General features: G+C 71.8%; 21 protein-coding genes and 1 pseudogene. 12 read left to right on the top strand and 10 right to left on the bottom strand.

What is annotated here, in order from left to right:
* Positions 1–32: 32 nt before the first annotated feature.
* Positions 33–1,751, top strand: a complete 1,719-nt coding sequence (locus B0B14_RS16235; RefSeq protein ID WP_083710582.1) for an ABC transporter ATP-binding protein — start codon at positions 33–35, stop codon at positions 1,749–1,751.
* Positions 1,748–2,572, top strand: a complete 825-nt coding sequence (locus tag B0B14_RS12720; protein ID WP_076682333.1) for an ABC-2 transporter permease — start codon at positions 1,748–1,750, stop codon at positions 2,570–2,572. The genes B0B14_RS16235 and B0B14_RS12720 overlap by 4 nt, the downstream gene beginning before the upstream one ends.
* Before the next feature lie 24 nt (positions 2,573–2,596).
* Here the strand turns inward: B0B14_RS12720 and B0B14_RS12715 are convergent, their stop codons facing one another.
* On the bottom strand, positions 2,597–3,052 hold the full coding sequence (locus B0B14_RS12715) for a hypothetical protein (protein ID WP_076682331.1): 456 nt from the start codon (positions 3,050–3,052) through the stop codon (positions 2,597–2,599).
* 105 nt (positions 3,053–3,157) lie between these two features.
* On the opposite strand from B0B14_RS12715, the gene cofG reads away from it, so the two are divergent.
* The 4 genes from cofG to B0B14_RS12695 are packed head-to-tail and all read left to right on the top strand — an operon-like array spanning position 3,158 to position 8,152.
* A complete protein-coding gene (gene cofG / locus B0B14_RS12710; protein WP_076682329.1) occupies positions 3,158–5,542 on the top strand; it encodes a 7,8-didemethyl-8-hydroxy-5-deazariboflavin synthase CofG in 2,385 nt (794 codons plus the stop codon).
* Positions 5,542–7,089, top strand: a complete 1,548-nt coding sequence (locus B0B14_RS12705) for a flavin-containing monooxygenase (RefSeq protein WP_083710581.1) — start codon at positions 5,542–5,544, stop codon at positions 7,087–7,089. Before cofG ends, B0B14_RS12705 begins: the two co-directional genes overlap by 1 nt.
* Positions 7,086–7,724 (top strand): 2-phospho-L-lactate guanylyltransferase, encoded by a 639-nt coding sequence (gene cofC / locus B0B14_RS12700; protein WP_076682327.1) that lies wholly within the window; start codon positions 7,086–7,088, stop codon positions 7,722–7,724. Before B0B14_RS12705 ends, cofC begins: the two co-directional genes overlap by 4 nt.
* Positions 7,721–8,152 (top strand): bleomycin resistance protein, encoded by a 432-nt coding sequence (locus tag B0B14_RS12695; protein ID WP_076682325.1) that lies wholly within the window; start codon positions 7,721–7,723, stop codon positions 8,150–8,152. The genes cofC and B0B14_RS12695 overlap by 4 nt, the downstream gene beginning before the upstream one ends.
* Here B0B14_RS12695 and B0B14_RS16610 read toward each other — a convergent pair.
* The 9 genes from B0B14_RS16610 to hemG form a co-directional block, all read right to left on the bottom strand.
* Positions 8,112–8,288, bottom strand: coding sequence for a hypothetical protein (locus tag B0B14_RS16610; protein ID WP_179085319.1), 177 nt, complete (start codon positions 8,286–8,288; stop codon positions 8,112–8,114). The genes B0B14_RS12695 and B0B14_RS16610 overlap by 41 nt on opposite strands.
* Positions 8,289–8,353: 65 nt before the next feature.
* Positions 8,354–8,626 carry a hypothetical protein gene (locus B0B14_RS12690; RefSeq protein WP_076682324.1) on the bottom strand — a complete coding sequence of 91 codons (273 nt, stop codon included), beginning with the start codon at positions 8,624–8,626 and terminating at the stop codon, positions 8,354–8,356.
* A 175-nt stretch (positions 8,627–8,801) separates the two neighbouring features.
* Positions 8,802–9,428: a sulfite exporter TauE/SafE family protein gene (locus B0B14_RS12685; RefSeq protein ID WP_372236640.1), complete on the bottom strand. Its 627-nt coding sequence runs from the start codon at positions 9,426–9,428 to the stop codon at positions 8,802–8,804.
* Position 9,429: 1 nt separating this feature from the next.
* On the bottom strand, positions 9,430–10,410 hold the full coding sequence (gene cofD, locus B0B14_RS12680) for a 2-phospho-L-lactate transferase (RefSeq protein WP_143733719.1): 981 nt from the start codon (positions 10,408–10,410) through the stop codon (positions 9,430–9,432).
* Position 10,411: 1 nt separating this feature from the next.
* On the bottom strand, positions 10,412–11,242 hold the full coding sequence (locus B0B14_RS12675) for a uroporphyrinogen-III synthase (RefSeq protein WP_076682322.1): 831 nt from the start codon (positions 11,240–11,242) through the stop codon (positions 10,412–10,414).
* A 186-nt stretch (positions 11,243–11,428) separates the two neighbouring features.
* Positions 11,429–11,701: a hypothetical protein gene (locus tag B0B14_RS12670; protein ID WP_076682320.1), complete on the bottom strand. Its 273-nt coding sequence runs from the start codon at positions 11,699–11,701 to the stop codon at positions 11,429–11,431.
* Positions 11,691–12,092: a phage holin family protein gene (locus B0B14_RS12665; RefSeq protein WP_076682318.1), complete on the bottom strand. Its 402-nt coding sequence runs from the start codon at positions 12,090–12,092 to the stop codon at positions 11,691–11,693. Before B0B14_RS12665 ends, B0B14_RS12670 begins: the two co-directional genes overlap by 11 nt.
* Position 12,093: 1 nt before the next feature.
* Positions 12,094–12,513 carry a hypothetical protein gene (locus B0B14_RS12660; protein ID WP_076682316.1) on the bottom strand — a complete coding sequence of 140 codons (420 nt, stop codon included), beginning with the start codon at positions 12,511–12,513 and terminating at the stop codon, positions 12,094–12,096.
* A 118-nt stretch (positions 12,514–12,631) separates the two neighbouring features.
* The gene (hemG, locus tag B0B14_RS12655) at positions 12,632–14,131 is read right to left on the bottom strand and encodes a protoporphyrinogen oxidase (RefSeq protein ID WP_076682314.1); all 1,500 of its coding nucleotides are present in this window, start codon (positions 14,129–14,131) and stop codon (positions 12,632–12,634) included.
* A 60-nt stretch (positions 14,132–14,191) separates the two neighbouring features.
* On the opposite strand from hemG, the pseudogene B0B14_RS16385 reads away from it, so the two are divergent.
* The 6 genes and pseudogenes from B0B14_RS16385 to B0B14_RS12630 form a co-directional block, all read left to right on the top strand.
* Positions 14,192–14,287, top strand: a pseudogene (locus B0B14_RS16385) (Fe-S cluster assembly protein HesB); the annotation flags it as partial.
* Positions 14,288–14,289: 2 nt separating this feature from the next.
* A complete protein-coding gene (locus B0B14_RS12650; RefSeq protein ID WP_143733718.1) occupies positions 14,290–14,685 on the top strand; it encodes a hypothetical protein in 396 nt (131 codons plus the stop codon).
* On the top strand, positions 14,682–15,245 hold the full coding sequence (locus B0B14_RS12645; protein WP_076682310.1) for an HhH-GPD-type base excision DNA repair protein: 564 nt from the start codon (positions 14,682–14,684) through the stop codon (positions 15,243–15,245). Before B0B14_RS12650 ends, B0B14_RS12645 begins: the two co-directional genes overlap by 4 nt.
* The gene (locus B0B14_RS12640; protein ID WP_076682308.1) at positions 15,245–15,667 is read left to right on the top strand and encodes a DUF1801 domain-containing protein; all 423 of its coding nucleotides are present in this window, start codon (positions 15,245–15,247) and stop codon (positions 15,665–15,667) included. The genes B0B14_RS12645 and B0B14_RS12640 overlap by 1 nt, the downstream gene beginning before the upstream one ends.
* Positions 15,668–15,772: 105 nt before the next feature.
* Complete coding sequence (locus B0B14_RS12635) at positions 15,773–16,240, top strand: NfeD family protein (protein WP_076682306.1); 468 nt, start codon at positions 15,773–15,775, stop codon at positions 16,238–16,240.
* A gap of 47 nt (positions 16,241–16,287) precedes the next feature.
* Positions 16,288–17,778, top strand: a complete 1,491-nt coding sequence (locus B0B14_RS12630; RefSeq protein ID WP_076682304.1) for a flotillin family protein — start codon at positions 16,288–16,290, stop codon at positions 17,776–17,778.
* Positions 17,779–17,860: the final 82 nt, after the last annotated feature.

The raw sequence follows: 17,860 nt of genomic DNA, 5'->3' as shown, positions 1-17,860 counted from the left end.
GGGAACAGCTCACGACGACGAGAGGGTTCGGCATGCCCGAAGGACAGGTGCTGGAATTCTCCGGTGTCACGAAGCGCTTCGGAGCGGTGACGGCCGTCGACGGATTCACGGCGCGCGTCGAACCCGGGCGCGTGACGGGATTCCTCGGCCCGAACGGGGCCGGCAAGACCACGACGCTGCGGATGCTCCTGGGTCTCGTGCGGCCGACCAGCGGGTCGGCGACCATCGGCGGGGTTCCCTACGCCCGACTGAAGGACCCGCTGCGCTCGGTGGGAGCGGTGCTCGAGGCCTCCAGCTTCCACCCGGGCCGCACCGGCGCGAACCATCTGAAGGTGTACGCCCACGCGGCGGGCCTGCCCGACGTCCGCGTCGATGAGACGCTCGCCATGGTGGGTCTGGCCGACGTCGGAGGCCGCAAGGTCGGCGGCTACTCGCTCGGCATGCGCCAGCGCCTGGGGCTCGCCTACGCCCTGCTGGGCGATCCGGGCGTGCTCGTCCTCGACGAGCCGGCCAACGGATTGGATCCCGAGGGCATCAAGTGGATGCGCGGCCTCCTCCGCGAACTCGCCCGCCAGGGGCGGACGGTCCTCGTCTCGTCGCACCTGCTCACCGAGGTGCAGCAGACCGTCGACTCGCTCGTGATCATCTCGCGCGGACGGCTCGTCTTCCAGGGCGGCCTGGACGAACTGACCGACCCCTCCGAATACACGACCGTCGTCGACGCATCGGATCGCGGGGCGCTGGCCGCCGCGCTGCGCGCCGCCGACGTGCCGAGCGAGGTCCTGCGCTCCGGACTCGTCGTGCGAGGAGTCGACCCCGCGACGGTCGGCGCGGCCGCGGCGGCCTCGGGCGTCGCGCTGACCCTGCTGCAACGGCGCGGCCCGGCGCTCGAAGAGGTGTTCCTCGATCTCGTCAACGGAGCGCGGGTGCACGCGAGCGCGTCCGGCGCGGTGGCGGGCGCGGAGGAGTCCCCGGATGCGGCGCCGGTCGCGATCGCGGCATCCCCGGCCGCCCTGGACGACAGCGCGGATGACACGACCGGGACCGGCGCGGTCGCGGATCCGGCCGAGGACGGAGCGCCCGACGAGATCTCGGAGGACGAGGCGGCGCAGTCGCTCCTCGCCGAAGACGTCGTGATCGCGGACGATGTCGCGATCGCCGACGACGCCTCCGCCGGGGAAGACGTCGTCGCGACGGTCGACGCCGACCCCGCGGACTCGCCGCTCGACGAGGCGGCCCACGCAGCTGCGCCCGAGGACTCGGCAGAGGTCCCCGACGCCGCTCCCGCCGCCTTCGTGGTCGCGAGCACCGGGATCATCGACGTCGTCCCGTCGTCCTCCGCCGACGACGACGACACGCCCGCAGACGCGCCGTCCGGTGCGGCCTTCGCCGTCGGCTCCTCCGGCGAGACCGTGTCGACGGACTCCGTCGAGGTCGTCGACGAGGGCGCCGAGGAGGGTGCGTCGCCGGACGTCGACGAGACCGCCGACGGCGACCGGCCGTGGGAGCAGTACGTGAAGACGGAGGCCGATCTCGAAGCCGACCGCTTCTTCTCGACGTTCGACCGCGAAGAGGCCGCGCGCCTGGCGGCCGAGGAAGCCGCTTCCTCCCACGAACCCGAGACGACCGAAGGGGAGCCGTGGCGCGAAGACCAGCCGTGGCGCGAAGGCGATCCCTCCGACCCGCAGGATCACGACCACGATCACGCCGACCGAGATGCCGATCACCGAGAGGGAGGTGACCACCGATGAGTCTGGCGACGGCGACCAAGTCGGAGACCACGAAGCAGTTCACGACGGCGATGTGGTGGATCCTCGCGATCATCCTCGTCGCCTACGTGGGATTCACCGCCTCCATCCTCGGCTGGATCTTCGCAGCATCCGCCACCGGGGCCATCGGCGCCGACGGCGGTCCGCAGCTCCCCGCCGAGGGACTCTCGGCGACGCTCTACAGCACCGCGACGTCCGTGGGCTACGTCTTCCCGCTGCTGATCGGCACACTCATGGTGACGGCCGAGTTCCGTCACAAGACGCTCACCCCCACGTTCCTCGCGACACCGCGGCGCGGTGTCGCCCTCGTCGCCAAGATCGTCGTCGGCGTGCTCCTCGGTGTCATCTACGGCATCATCGGCGTGGTCGCATCGGTCGGACCGGCGGCCGGATTCCTCGCGGGCTTCGGGCTGGACACCGAGATCACCACCCCGGATGCCTGGGCGCTGTTCGGCCGGATGATCCTGGCGTACGTGCTCTGGGTGCTCGTGGGCATCGGCGTCGGCGCGCTGATCCGCAACCAGGTCGGAGCGATCGTCGGGGTGCTGGTCTTCACGCAGTTCCTCGAGCCGGTCGTGCGGGCGGGGGCCGCTTTCGTCGAGGGGCTCGCCGACGTCACGCGCTACCTGCCGGGAGCGGCGAGCGACACCCTCGTGGGGGCGAGCCTCTTCGCGGGCGCGACGCCCGGGGGGGCCGTGGAGTCCGCGCTCGAGTGGTGGGTCGGAGGCGTCGTGCTGCTGGGCTACGCCGTGGTGTTCCTCGTGCTGGGGTATCTGACGACGTGGCGGCGCGACGTCGTCTGACGCCGCCGTGCGGAGGGATCCGGATCAGACCGCGGGGGCGGGGGCGGATGCCTTGCGCCCGCGGGGCACCGCCGGCACGGTCGGGATCGACGCCGTCACGATCTCGACGACATCCGTCGGCTCCTCGTCGACGTCGAGCTGGAGCGCCTGCACGAGCGCGAGGCCGTGGCGGGTCGTGAGGATGACGCGCTGGTACTCGGGATGCCCGTCGAGGTCGATCACGACACCCGGCCGGCGGCGACGGATGATGGCGAAGTCGTCGGCGCCGGTGGATCGCCAGGTGCCCATCGCGATGACGCCGCGAACGTGGGTGCCGGGGCTCGCCACTCCGCGCAGCCACGTGAACGGGTCGTCGGTGAGCTGCACCTTCGCGATCGCCGACCGCTCGATCTCCACATTCCCTTTGTGGAATGAAAGCGCTCGCTCGGTCCCCGACAGGACGACCTCCAGCCGCGCGGAGTCGAGGAGCAGGGTCGCCATGCGACCAGTCTGCCAGCCGCCCCGGGGGCCCATGGACCGGTTTGATTGCAGACAGACAACAATCACCGGCGCCGCCCTCCGCCGACACGGTGGGAGACTGGAGCGATGACCCTGCTCGATCCCTCGGCGCCCCCGGCGACGGCCGGTGCCCTCGAGAAGGCCGCCGCCGGCGCCCGACTCGACGCGCACGACGCCGAAGCGTTGCTCTCGGCATCGGGCGCGGCCATGGACGAGCTGCTGCGGCTCGCGGGCGATCTGCGCGATGCCGGGCTCGCGGCATCCGGTCGACCCGGCGTCATCACGTACTCGCGCAAGGTGTTCATCCCGCTGACGACGCTGTGCCGCGACCGCTGCCACTACTGCATCTTCGTCGACACCCCCGGCCAGCTCGCCACGCTCCGAAAGCCGTTGTTCATGTCGGCGGAGCAGGTGCTCACGGTCGCCCGGCAGGGTGCCGCGATGGGCTGCAAGGAAGCGCTCCTCACACTCGGCGACCGGCCCGAGGACCGCTGGCCCGAGGCCCGTGCGTGGCTCGACGCGCACGGCTACTCCTCCACTCTCGACTACGTCGGCGCGATGGCGCGGCTCATCACGGCCGAGACCGGGATGCTGGCCCACCTGAACCCCGGGGTCATGTCGGCGGACGAGCTCCGGATGCTGCGGCCCACGGCGCCGTCCATGGGCATGATGCTCGAGACGACGTCGCGGCGCCTGTTCGAAGAGCCCGGGCAGGTGCACTACGGCTCGCCCGACAAGGATCCCGATCTGCGTCTGCGCGTCATCGACGACGCCGGCGAGGCCCGCATCCCGTTCACCACCGGCATCCTCGTCGGCATCGGCGAGACCCTGCGCGACCGTGCCGAGTCGCTCATCGCGCTGCGCGACGCCCAGGAGCGCCACGGCCACGTGCAGGAGGTCATCGTGCAGAACTTCCGCGCGAAGCCGCGGACGGCGATGCAGAAGGCTCCGGATGCCTCCGTTCTCGAGTACGTCGCGGCGGTCGCCGTCGCGCGGCTCGTGCTGGGCGCGCGCATGCGCGTGCAGGTGCCGCCGAACCTCTCCGATCCCGCCGAGTTCGACCTCCTCGTGCGGGCGGGCGCCGACGATTGGGGCGGAGTCTCGCCACTGACGGCCGACCACGTGAACCCCGAACGACCGTGGCCTCAGCTCGACGACCTCGCCGCGCGGACGGCGGCCCTCGGCTACGACCTGCGGGAGCGGCTCACGGCGCAGCCCGAGTACGTCGTCGCGGCGGACGAGTGGATCGATCCGTCCCTGCACGCCGCCGTGGCGGTGTTCGCCGGCCCTGACGGCCTCGCCCGGGTCGACGCGACGCCATCGACCCCTGAGGCGCCCGCGGCACCCCGTGACACGTCGGCCGTCCGACGCGCTCAGGGAGCGAGCGGAGCGATCCGCCGGCTCGCGGAGGCCGCGGCATCCGACCCCCTGGCGCTCGACGACGCGGAATGGGTGTCGCTGCTCGAGGCCACCGGGGCCGATCTCGACGCTCTCACAACGACCGCCGACGACGTGCGCCGCTACACGGTCGGCGAGGCCGTGACGCTCGTCGTGAACCGCAACCTCACCTCGTCGGGACTGCGCTCGCAGCCTGTCGGCGCGGAGGAGTTCGACCTCGACGACGTCGCCGCCGTCGCGCGGGATGCCGTGGCCCTCGGTGCGACCGAGCTCTGCGTGCAGGGCCTCCTCCCCGCGAGCGAGGATGCCGGCGGCTACCTGGCCATCGCCCGGGCCGTGAAGGCTGCGGCCCCCGATCTGCACCTGCACGCCTTCCGGCCGCAGGACGTGCGCGATCTCGCCGACCGCGGCGGGCTCGGCCTCGACGGTGCCCTCGAAGCGATGCGCGACGCCGGCGTCGACACCGTTCCGGGCACCGGCGTAAAGGTGCTCACCGAGCGTGTGCGTCGCCTCGTCGCGCCTGGCGATCTCGAGATCGATGCCTGGGTCGAGGCGATGACGGCCGCCCACAGTGCGGGGTTCCGCTCGACATCCGTCCTGTTCTACGGACACGTCGAGACGGCGGCGGAGCGCATCGCACACCTGCGGACGCTCCGGACGTTGCAGGACGGCACCCGGGGCTTCTCGGAGTTCGTGCCGATCCCCCTGCCCGGCCCTGCCGGCGGAGTGCCGCTCGTGGACGGACGGACCGCCCTCGACGAGCACCGCGCGATGGTCGCGGTGTCGCGTCTGCTGCTGTCCGGCTCGATCCCGCACATCCAGATCCCGTGGACGCGCGTCGGCCGGCCGGCCGCCGCCGTGCTCCTGCGGTCGGGTGGCGACGACCTCGGCGGCACCCTGCTCGACGGACGCGTGAAGCCCGAGGCGGGCATCGAGTTCGGCCTCGAACTGCCGGTGGCGGATGCCGCCGCCCTCGTCGCTCCCCTGTTCCGGCCGTTCCGGCTCCGCACGACGGACTATGCGTCCCTTCGACAGGCTCAGGGACCGGAGTCGGCGCCGGGGCCGGTGGTGTGATGAGGCGCGTCGAGGTCGCGATCGTCGGCGCCGGGTTCGCCGGCATCGGCATGGCGCTCGCGCTCCGGCGGGCGGGGCACGACGACTTCGTCGTCCTCGAGCGCGGATCATCCGTCGGCGGCACGTGGCGCGACAACACGTACCCCGGAATCGCGTGCGATGTGCCGAGCCATCTCTACGGCTTCGCCTCGCATCCGCACCCGGACTGGTCGGGCGTGTTCGCGCGCGGCGACGAGATCCGCTCCTACCTCGAACGGATCGCGGCCTCGGAATCGCTTCCGGTCGAGCTCGAGACGGCGCTGACGGGGGCCGAGTGGACCGGCGACGGCTGGAGGCTCCGGACGCCGCGCGGCGACCTCGAGGCGCAGGCGCTCGTGCTCGCGTGCGGACGCCTGACCGAGCCGACCGTGCCCGACATCCCGGGCCTGGAAGGATTCGCGGGACCGCTGTTCCACTCCGCGCGCTGGGACCACTCGGTGAAGCTGGCGGGCGCCCGCATCGGCGTCGTCGGCACGGGAGCCTCGGCGGTGCAGATCGTGCCCGAGCTCGTGCGTCGCGGCGCCCACGTGACGCTCCTCCAGCGCACTCCGGCGTGGATCGTGCCCCGCGAGGCACGCGACTACACCGACGCCGAGCGCCGGGCGTTCGCCGCCGATCCGGACGCGCTCGCACGACTCCGCAGTGAGCTCTTCGACGAAGGCGAGGCGCGATTCGCGTCGCGGTCGGGCGATCCGGATGCCGCGGCCGTCGCCCGTCGCCGCGCCGAGGCCCATCTGGCCGCCCAGGTGCCCGATGCCGCGCTCCGCGCCGCGCTGACCCCCGACTACGCGTTCGGCTGCAAGCGCGTGCTCCTGTCGGACGACTTCTACCCCGCCGTGACCTCCGACGCGGTCACGCTCGAAGCATCCGCCCTCGCCTCGGTCGAGGGATCGACGCTCGTCGCGGCGAGCGGCGCACGCCACGAGGTCGACGTGCTCGTGCTCGCGACCGGGTTCGCCTCGTCGCAGCAGCCGTACGCAGACCTGGTGCGCGGCGAGGAGGGCACGCTCGCCGAGCACTGGTCGGGCGGCATGACCTCGTTCGCCTCCACCGTCGTGGCCGGATTCCCGAATCTCTTCGTGCTCGACGGGCCGAACGCCTCCCTCGGCCACAACTCGTCGATCCTGATGATCGAGGAACAGGCCGAGTACGTCGTGCGCTCCCTCGCCCGTCGCCGGCCGGGGCGTCCGCTGCGGGTCCGTCCCGACGCCGAAGCAGGCTACACCGAGGAGATCGCGCGAGCCGCCGCGTCCACACCCTGGCTGACCGGCGGCTGCCGCAACTGGTACGTCGACGAGAGGTCCGGCCGGCTCACGCTGCTCTGGCCGGGGACCGTCGTCGCCTTCCGCGAGCGCCTCGCCCGTGCCGACGGCTCGGAGTTCCTCGTGCCGCACGATCCGGCATCCCGCGACGACGGGGAGCCGGGCGACGCGTCTCCGGAAGATCCCGACACGACCTCCGCGGAACGCGACGCCCAGCCGGTGGGCGCGACCCGGAGCACCGCGTGACGGCGGCGACACCGGGCGTCGGGTGGATCGTCGTCGTCCCGGTGAAAGAGGCCCACCGCGGCAAGACCCGGCTCGCGGTGGCGGGCGTGGATCGCGCAGACCTCGCCCGCGCCGTCGCTCTGGATACGATCGCGGCGGCGGCGGCCTGCGACGAGGTCGCGCGCGTCCTCGTCGTCACCGACGACCTCGAGGTGGCGGCGACGGCTGCGAGCGCGCGGGTCGAGGTGTGCGCGGAGGGCGCCGCGGGCGGCCTCGACGCCGCGATCGCGATCGGCATGGACCGTGCGGGCGATGGCGTGCCCCGCGCCGCGCTGCTCGGCGATCTGCCGGCACTGCGGCCCGGCGACCTGGGTGCCGCGCTGCGGCTCGCGTCGTCGCACGAGCGAACGGTCGTCGCGGATGCCGAGGGGACGGGATCGACGCTGGTCACCGCCGCCGCGGGGGCGACGTGGACGTCGGCCTTCGGCCCGGACTCGTTCGCCCGGCACGTCGCCCTGGGCTGTCGGCCGTCGGACGTACCGGATTCTTCGACCCTCCGCCGCGACGTCGACACCGCCGACCAGCTGACCGCCGCCGCCGAGCTGGGTCTCGGCGCGCACGCGGCCGCGCTCCTCCGCACCCGGGTGCCGACGTGACCGATCGCGCGGTCCCGAACCTCCCGTCCCGGGACTTCGACGCCACGATCGCTTTCTACGGCCGATTCGGCTTCGAGCCGGTGCACCGAGAGCACGCGTGGCTCATCCTCCGCCGCGGCGCGCTCGAGCTCGAGTTCTTCCCCTACGAAGAGCTCGTGCCCGAGGAGAGCTCCTTCATGTGCAGCATCCGCGTCGACGACGTCGACGAGCTGTACCGGACGGTCGCGGAGGCCGGCATCGGCGAGGCGTCCGTCGGGTTTCCGCGGCGACATCCTGTCCGGACGCAGCCCTGGGGACAGCGCGCGGGATTCCTGGTCGACCTGGACGGAACGCAGCTGCACCTGATCGAGAACACAGGTTCTCCCGATGGTCAGTCGGACGCGGATCTCACGAATCGCCCGAGGCGGGCCGAAGCGCCTTCTCCGTGAAGTAGCCCACCTCGCCGGCGTCGTCCTCGACACCGATGACGAATGTGCCGGACGGAGTCGCCCGCACGTCGATGACGATGCCGTGCCCTCGCGTCGTGATGACGTACGTGCCCGGGCTGAAGATCGCGTTGGTCATGCGTCTCATCCTGCGCGCACGGGGAGGCGCTCCGCCTCCGCCGCCAGACGGAGATGCGCGCACATCTAGCCCTGCTCCTCGACACCCGCCGGCGCGTCGAGCTCCCGCAGCTGCCTCGTGATGGCGAGATAACCGGTGGTCGCCGCCAGCACCACGGCGATCGAACCCGAACTCGCTGCCACCATTCCCGCCGCGGATCCGTTCGCCGCCGACAGGATCGCCCAGGCCGTCAGCGCCATGACGGCGGTCACCGCCAGCCCGACGAGCCACTGCAGTCCGACGCGCAGACGTCGCTCCTCCTCGCGGGCGGCACTCTCCTGTTCGACACGATCGCTCATGGATCCGACGCTAGCCGCGCACTGCTCGTGGCACCTCCGCCTCCCGAGGGAGATCCGGACCGCTAGGACACGAGCAGGTACACCGCCCCCACCACCGTGAACACGACGACCAGCTGCTCGAACAGCTTCTGATTCAGCCGGCCGGCGATCCAGCGCCCGGCGAGCGCACCGACGATCACGAGCGTACGAGCACGAGATCGATGACGAGCCCCGGCACGGTGATGAGGCCGAGACCGATCGAGAACGGCACCTTCGCGAGATTCACGAGGAAGAAGAACCACGCCGCCGTGCCGAGGAACTCCTTCACCGGGAACCTCGCAGCGAAGAAGTACATCGACATCACGGGTCCGGCGGCGTTCGCGACCATGGTGGTGAAGCCGCCGAGGGTGCCGTAGGCGGCCGCGGCGACCCTGTTCGGGCCCGCCTGCTCGACCGCCTGCATCCGTCGCCGCACGAGGGTGATGACGATGACGGCGAGGAGGATGACGCCGATGACGCGCTTCACCCACCAGTCGTCCGTGAACGCGAGGAAGACGACTCCGAGCAGCACGCCCGCGATGACCGCCGGGACCAGCCGCACGAGGGCCCGCCAGTTGGCATGGCGGCGGTACAGCGTCACGGCGAAGAGGTCGGCCACGATGAGCAGAAGCAGGATCGTTCCGGTCGACTGCTTCGCGGGCAGCACGGCGGCGAAGATCGCGACGGCGATCGTGCCCGCTCCCGGGACGGCCGTCTTCGACAGCCCGATCACGAGGGCGGCAGCGGCCAGCAGCACCCACGCGACCCACCCGAGATCGACCATCTCAGAGGCCGGCGACGCGGAGCGCGGTGTCGACGATGGATGCCGAGGCCGAGGCATCCGTCATCCACAGCGCCGTCACTTCGGGCCGGATGCCGGCCGCGGCGACCACGTCGGCCAGGCCCGCATCCTCCTCCGCGAGGAGCCACGCATCGAGCAGCCCGTCGCCGGACCGTGCACCGTAGTGCGACGCGACACCGGATGCCGACGTCTCGACGCCGATCGCGGTGAGGCACACGTCGGCCATCCCCCGCACGACTCGACCGCCGATGATGCCCGAGACGCCGATCACGGGAGCGGCCGTCGCGAGCAGGGCCTCGCGCATGCCGGGGACGGCGAGGATCGGGCCGAGGGAGACCACGGGGTTCGACGGCGCGAACAGCACGACGTCTGCGGAGGCGATCGCCTCGACGACGCCGGGCGCGGGAGCGGCCGAGACGAGACCGGGGTTCTCGAAGCGCAGCGGGGTGAGTGCGGCGCGGTGACGCGTCCACCACTCCTGGAAGTGCAGGCGCGACCCGTCCTCCAGCACGACGTACGTGTCGGCCTCGGCATCCGTCATCGGGAGGAGCCGGACGCCGAGGGGCCACCTCCGCGAGAGTCGCTCGACCACATCGGACACCGTGAGCCCCTCGCGCAGCCAGCCCGTGCGGGCGAGATGCGTGCCGAGATCGAGGTCGCCGAGCGTGAACCACGGCCACCCCGCCCCCCACGCCTGCAGCTCTTCGTTGACGCGCTCGGTGTCACCGGCGCGCCCCCACCCGCGCTGCGTGTCGTTCTGCCCCGCGAGCGCGTAGAGGATGGAGTCGATGTCGGGCTGCAGCCGCACGCCCGAGAGCCAGAGGTCGTCGCCGGTGTTCACCACGACGGTCGCCTCGGGGGCCCCGCGTCGCGCGAGGGCCTCACGGACCCCGAGGGTGAACTTCGCCCCGCCGACGCCGCCCGCGAGCACGACGACGCGCGGTCCTGCGCCGGGGAGGGCCACGCTACTGCTCGACGTGAGGGATGGGGCCGGTCGTGGCGGCGAACTCGTCGATGGCGTGCGGGAGGGCGAAGCGGCCGACGGCGTCGATGAGCGCCTCCACCGTCTGAGCCTCGGCGACGACGTCGACCGAGAGGCCGGCGCGCTTGGCGTCCTTGGCCGTACGCGGGCCGATGGCGGCGATGACGGTGGTCTCGGGGACGTCGGGGAACTGCGCCGACACCTGCTCGGCCACCGAGCCGCTCGTCACGAGGATCGCGTTGATCCTCCCGGAGCGCACATCGGCGGCGATGCGGTCGGTCACGGGAACGCCCACCGTGCGGTACGCGACGACGCTGCGCACGCGGTGCCCGGCCTCGGCGAGCATGCGGGTCAGCACGGGCTTGGCGATCTCGCTGCGAAGGGTCAGGACGTCGCGCGGCTCGGGCTCGAGGCCGATCATCTGCTCCGCCATGCCCGCCGCGGAGTTGTCCTGGTCGGGCACGAGATCGACGCGGTAGCCGACCGCGAGGAGCGCCGCCGCCGTCGTCTCACCCACCGCCGCCACCTTCGTGGAGGCGGGGATGACGGCCCGGTAGGCGTAGAGCACGTCGACCGTCGTCGCACTCGTGACCGTGAGCCAGTCGAAGGCGCCGGCGGCCAGATCGGCGAGCGCCGCATTCAGCGACTCCTCGTCGTTCGTCGGCGCGAAGTTGATCAGGGGCGCGATCACCGGCGTGGCGCCCTGGCGCCGCAGCGATCCCGCGACGCCGTCGCCCCACGGACCACCGCGGGGGACGAGCACGCGCCAGCCCGCCAGGGGCTTGGCGGGCGACTGCCCTGCTGCTGCGTTCATGGGGTGCGCTCTCGTGGTACTTCGGCGGCCGCCCCTCGTAGAGCAGCCGACGCGGGGGCGAACCTCATTCGGGGGGATTCGCGCCTGTCGGCAGCATCCGCTCCATTGCACTGCCGGGATCCACCATACCCCGCGCACCGCCCCGCACCCCTGTCGGAGGGGGTGGGCGGATGCCGGGGCTTCAGGTCAGCGTGCGTAGGCCCTCACCAGAGCCCAGACGATGCCGCCGACGGCGGCGGCGCCGGCGATCACGATCGCGGTCGCTGCCGTCGGATTGCGGCGGGTGAAGGCACGCGCCTCGGCCACCTTCGCGTCGGTCGCCTGACCGACCCGACGCGGGACGTTGGCCTTGACCTCGATCGCGGCCAGAGCCGCCTTGAGTTCGGCGCGCGCCTTCTCGACGGGATCGGTGATGCCGAGCGGCACGGCGGTGCGCGGGACGGGGAGGTTAGAACTCATTGCGGATCTCCTTCACGTCGGTCGCGATGGACTGCGCCGGATTCGTGGTCTTCGTGATGCGACGGAACCGCATCACGCCGATGAGCGCGAGCAGGATCGTCGTGACGATGATGATGCCGAACACGAGGAGCGCTGCGCCCCACAGGGGCATCCACGACGCGAAGCCGATCACCGCGAACGCGAGGAGCGCAGCGATTGCCCAGAAGAGGAAGAACAGCGCAGCGATGATCCACACGCTGCCGATGCCGGCATCCTTGCCCGTGCGCTTGACCCACGCCTTGCCGGCGTCGACCTCGGCGACCACGAGATTGCGGACGAGCTCGGGCACATCGCCGACGAGCGTGAACAGACTGTCGTCTGCGCGGTCCTTGAAGCCACGGGGAGTCGACACGTCAGGCTCCGTCTGCGTCGCGGGCAGCCTTCTGGACGCCGTCGACGGCCTCGGCCGCGGCATCCTTGACCGCCTCTCCGCTCTTCTTCGCGGCGGCGCCGGCCTTCTTGGCCGCGGCGCTCACGTCGTCGGCGGACTTGTCGGCCGTCTTGATCGCGGCGTCCAGCTTCTGACCGGGCGTGCCCTTCGACGACGTCGCAGCCTTCACGACCTTGACGGCGCCGTCCCACACGGTACTGGGCAGCGCCAGCGCAGCGGTCTTGGCGAGCTCCTTGGCGTTGTCGAGCTGCTTCTGCACGGGCGGGGTGTTCCACACCTTGAGCCACTGCGTCTTGATCTGCTCGTAGCGCTCGCGACCGGCGCGGCTGCCGAGCACATAGCCCACGGCGAGGCCCACGACGATTCCTGCTTTGCCCTTCATAGGGTCTCCTGACGCTCGGTGGAGCTGATGGTCTGCCCCCAGGGTAGTCCCGTATTCCCGATCAGGCATCCGCCCCTTCACGCGGGGGAACACCGTGGGTAGGATGCCGTACCCGGTGTCACTCCGCGATGCGGCGCCCGCCCCACAGAAGTGCGCGACGCACGCGGTCCGCTTCGGCGATCGCGTCGGGGACGACCTGCGCGAGACCCGAGCCTGCGATCCATGCGCCGGCCACCGCGAGCCCGGGCACGGCGCTGACGGCGGCACGGGCAGCCTGCGCGGCATCCCGGTGCCCGATCGTCGACGCGGGCACGGCCGCCGCCCAGCGGTCGCGGCGACCGTCGAGCACCCGCAGGGAGGCTCCGAGCATCGTCTCGGCCTCGGCGCGGGCGAGTTCGACGGCGGATGCCTCGTCGAGGCCCTCCGTGGCCGGGGGGTCGAGCTGGGTCCCGAACGACACGCGCAGCACGTGGTGGCCGGCCGGGAGCCGCGCCGCGAGCACGGGCCAGCGCGTCGAGGAGACGACGAGGCCGGTGGCCCGGTGGGTGCCCGGCACCGCGAAGGCCGCGTCGCCGTGGGAGACCGCGTCGAGCGCGGGCGCGTCGACCACGAGGGTCACGACCTCGCTGACCGCCGGACGCGACACCTCGGCGTCGAGGGCGGCGACATGGGTCGCGAGAAGCGTGCGCGCCTCGGCCTCGGGAGCCGCCACGATGACCGCGTCGGCGGTGGCGACGCCCTCGCGGGCCGGTCCGGCGGAGGCGAGCGACGCCTCATCGATCGACGACGGGTCGGGCGAACCCACAGCGGCGAAGCCGACATCCCAGCGTCCGTCCTCGCGCCCCTCGAGGGCGACGACCCGCGTGCCCGTGCGCACGTCGGCGCCGAGCTCGACGAGCCTGTCGTGCAGGGCGTCGACGAGGCGCGCCACTCCGCCGTCCACCGACTGGAGGAAATGCTGACGGGTCTCGTCACCGCGCAGCTGCAGCACGGCCCCGGCGAGCGAGCCGGTGCGGGTGAGCGCGGTCGACAGGCCGGACGCGGCGATCTCGACGTCGACGTCGTCGGGATGGATGCCGAACGTGCCGAGACTCATCGGCGCGACGAGCCGCTGGAGCACCTTCTCACCCATGCGCGATCGCACGAGGCGGCCGAAGCTGCGCTCGCGGCCGATCGTGAGCGGAGGGCGCAGTCGATCGAGGTACGCCCGCCATGTGCCGCCCCACCCGATGACGCGACGGACGGCGACGTCCCACGGATTGCCGGGGACCCCGAGCAGCGTGCCGGGCGGAAGCGGCACCGGCCCCTTCGGAAGCCCGGCGATCCACGGCGCCAGCGGGGCCGAGGTGACGACATCGAGGCCGAGCTGCTCGGCCAGCGCGCGCACGCGCCCGCCGCGCGACGAGAATCCCTCGACGGCGGCATCGAGGACCACGCCCCCGACCTCGACCGAGCCGACGACCCCGCCGACGCGGTCCCGCTCCTCGAGCACCGTCACGTGCATCCCGACGCTCGCGCATTCGAGCGCCGCGACCAGCCCCGCGACACCGCCGCCCACCACCACGACATGGCGCGACTGAGCGGCGTCGGCGAGCGCGGCGGTGGAGGCATCCGTCATGTCTCCATCCTCCCACCCGCCGCCTGGCGTGCCGCCGGGCGGCGGTGCGAGACTTGCCGCATGACGCTCCACATCACGGACGACGCCGCCGCCGACGCACTCCTCACCGACGACCCGCTCGCCCTGCTGATCGGCATGCTGCTCGACCAGCAGGTGCGTTGACCGTGTGGACATCACGGACTTCTCGCTGGGACAAGGACGTCCGTGAAGCGATGAAAGGTCGCCCGAACTTCCGCGTGAGCACATCGGTGACATTGATCGCCGCATGTCTCTGGGACTGCGGTGAAGACGAACTCGCCGAACATGCCCTCACGATGACTGCAGACGACCACGATGCCATCCAACGAATCGAGGCAGTCTACGAAGACCCGAGGTATCCGCTTCCCGTCGTCGGGCAGCGGATACTTCACCGGCACGTGGCCGCTCTCGCGGCGATCGCCTACTTCGAGGGCAGCCTCCGACCGCTCGCCCGCAATCGGAGTCGGGCGCAGAAGGACCGTCCGGCGCGCTTCAGCGCGGAACCATCCGTCCACCAGAACGAGGAGAACTCATGAGCCTGCACATCACCGACGATCCGGCCGCCGACGAACTGCTCTCGACGAACCCGCTTGCCCTCCTGGTGGGGATGCTGCTTGACCAGCAGGTTCCGATGGAGACCGCGTTCGCCGGCCCGCTGAAGATCCGGGATCGGATCGGATCGCTGGATGCCGCGACGATCGCCGGCTACGACCCCGAGGCGTTCGCCGAGGTGTTCAAGACGACGCCGGCCGTGCACCGCTTCCCGGGATCGATGGCCGGGCGGGTCCAGTCGCTGTGCACCGCGATCGAGCAGGAGTGGGGCGGGGATGCGGCGGCGATCTGGACCGACGCCGACGGGCCGACCGTGCTGAAGCGCCTCAAGGCCCTCCCCGGCTTCGGAGACCAGAAGGCACGCATCTTCCTCGCCCTGCTCGGCAAGCAGTACGGCTACGACGGCGCCGGCTGGCGCGAGGCGGCGGGTGCGTACGGCGACGAGGGGTCGTTCCGCAGCGTCGCCGACATCGTCTCACCCGAGTCGCTCACGAAGGTGCGGGCGTTCAAGCAGGCGGCGAAGGCCGCCGCGAAGGAGAAGTGATGGAACCCACGGGCGGGAGCGTCCTGGAGTTCGTCGCCGGAGTGGCGCCTGCGCGCCGTCGCGAGGACGCCGAGGTGCTGCTGGGGCTCTTCTCCGAGGTGTCCGGGCACGAGGCGGCGATGTGGGGCGGCATCATCGGATTCGGGTCGTGCCACTACCGATACCCCACCGGCACCGAAGGCGACATGCCGCTCCTCGCGTTCGCCCCACGCAAGGCCGCCATGACGGTCTACGTCGACAGTGCCCAGAAGCACACCGCGCAGCTCGACCGCCTCGGGCCGCACACCTCCAGCGTCTCGTGCATCTACATCAAAGACCTGTCGAAGGTCGATCTCGACGTGCTGCGCGAGATCCTCGTGGACTCGCTCGCGTGGACGCTCGCCGGGGGCGACGAGAACGCGGTCATCACCGTCGCGGAGTAGCCCCGCCGCGCGACGTGTGGACAGCCGGGAGCCGCCCGAGCGACCCCATAGGCTGGAGACGCGTCCGAGAACGCGCGGCACGTCGCCGTCGACAGGAGGAATCCCATGCTGCCCTTCCTCATCGTCGGCGGAGTCGGACTCGCCGTGCTCCTCATCTCCCTGCTCGTGGGCGACATCTTCGACCACTTCGAGATCGGAGAGGGCGCGATCTCGGGAACCGCCCTCGGCATCGCGGCCGTCGTCTTCGGCGCCGCGGGCGTGCTCACGTCGCAGAGCGGACTCGACACCACCTGGGCCTATGTCTTCGCCGGCGTCTTCGCGGTCGCCGCCTACCTGCTCGCTCTGCTCGTCGTGAAGCGGCTGACCAGCAGCTCCGACGGCGTGCCCGTGAACGCGGTCGGCCTGACGGGCGTCTCCACGTCGCCCATCTCGCCCGCCGGCGGCGAGGTCAGCCTCGACGGCCCCGGCGAGATCGAGCGCCGTCTCGCGTACTCCGACGAGCCGATCGAGGAGGGCCTGCGCATCCGCGTCGTCGAGCACTCCGGCACGCGCGTCAAGGTCGTCGCCGACTAGTCCTTCGCCGAGAGGCATCCGTCCCCTTCCGTCATCGAAAGGACCCCATGCTCGATCCGCTCCTCATCCAGGTGATCTCGGTCATCGCCCTCGTCGTCGCGCTGCTCGCGCTTCTCGCGTTCATCGCACGCCGCATCCGGCGCGTGCCCCCCAACCAGGCGCTCGTGATCGTCGGCCGCGGCGCCGGGAAGCCCGCCCCGGGCGACACCGGAACCCAGCGCGTCATCATCGGCGGGCGCACGTTCGTGTGGCCGATCCTGCAGCAGGGGTTCCCGATCTCGCTCGAGCAGCGTCAGATCGCGATCACGGTCGAAGGCGTCGACAAGAACCGCATCAAGATCGCCATCAAGGCGTCGATCAACTTCAAGGTCTCCGGCACCGAGGAGGGCGTGCGCCGTGCCGCCCAGCGCTTCCTGTCGCAGCAGGAGGCCCTCACCGACATCATCCGCGAGTCGCTGGAAGGATCGCTCCGCTCCATCGTCGGCGACATGACGATCGAGCAGATCATCTCCGATCGCAAGAGCCTCTCCGACCGCGTCGTCGCCGAGACCAAGGCCGACCTCGTCGAACAGGGCCTGCAGGTCGACCTCCTCAACATCAGCGACATCTCCACCCCGGGCAGCGACTACCTGGCCAACCTCGGTCGCGCCGAGGCGGCCCGCGCCCGCCAGGTCGCTGAGATCAGCGAGGCCGAGGCCGCCCGCGCCTCGGAGTTCGCCCGCATCGAGGCGTCCGAGCAGATCGCCGAACGCCAGAAGGCGCTGTCGCTCAAGCAGGCCGCCATCAAGGCCGAGACCGACCGCGCGAACGCCGAGGCCGAGGCATCCGGCCAGCTCGCGAAGGCCGAGCAGGACAAGTCGGTCGCCCTCCTCGAGCGCGACGCCCTGAGCGAGCAGGCGCTCGTGACGCAGGAGCGCCTCGACATCGATGTGCGCAAGCCCGCCGAAGCACAGGCCTACGCCGAGGTGCAGCGCGCGACGGCGCTGCGCGATGCGGCGAACGCGGCGACCGAGGCCGACGCCTTCAAGCGCACCAAGATCGCAGAGGCCAACAAGGTCGCCGCGGTCCAGGATGCCGAGGCCGCCGCCACCGCGGTGCGGCTCTCGGGCGAGGCCGATCGTGACCGCCAGGTGGCTCTCGCCGCCGGTATCCGCGCCGACGGCGAGGCCCGCGCGGCCGCCGTGCAGGCTCAGGGTCTGGCCGATGCCACCGCGACCGACGCGAAGGCCGAAGCGCTGAAGAAGTACGGCGAGGCCGCACTGGCGCAGGAGATCATCTCGCGTCTGCCCGAGATCGTGCGGGCCGCTGCCGAACCCATCTCCGCGATCGACAACCTCACGGTCATCTCGACCGACGGCGCGTCGGCCGTCACGAAGACCGTCGGCAAGGTCCTCGGCGAAGGCACCGAAGTGGTCAAGTCGCTCACCGGCCTCGACCTCGGCGCACTCCTGGCGGGCTTCGCCGGACAGCAGGGCGCGGCGGCCATGCCCGCCGCGGCTCCTTCGGCCCCGAAGGCGGCGGCCGGCGCCGACGCCTGATCGCACCGCACCGGATGCCCCGACCCTCGCGGGTCGGGGCATTCGTGCGTCCGGGGGCGCCCCTCCGAACGGCGGCGGACGA

This window comes from Microbacterium sp. RU33B, assembly GCF_900155915.1.
Lineage (GTDB): Bacteria > Actinomycetota > Actinomycetes > Actinomycetales > Microbacteriaceae > Microbacterium.
The sequence above is the reverse complement of the archived record's forward strand: the minus strand, read 5'-3'. Positions and strand labels throughout refer to the sequence as shown.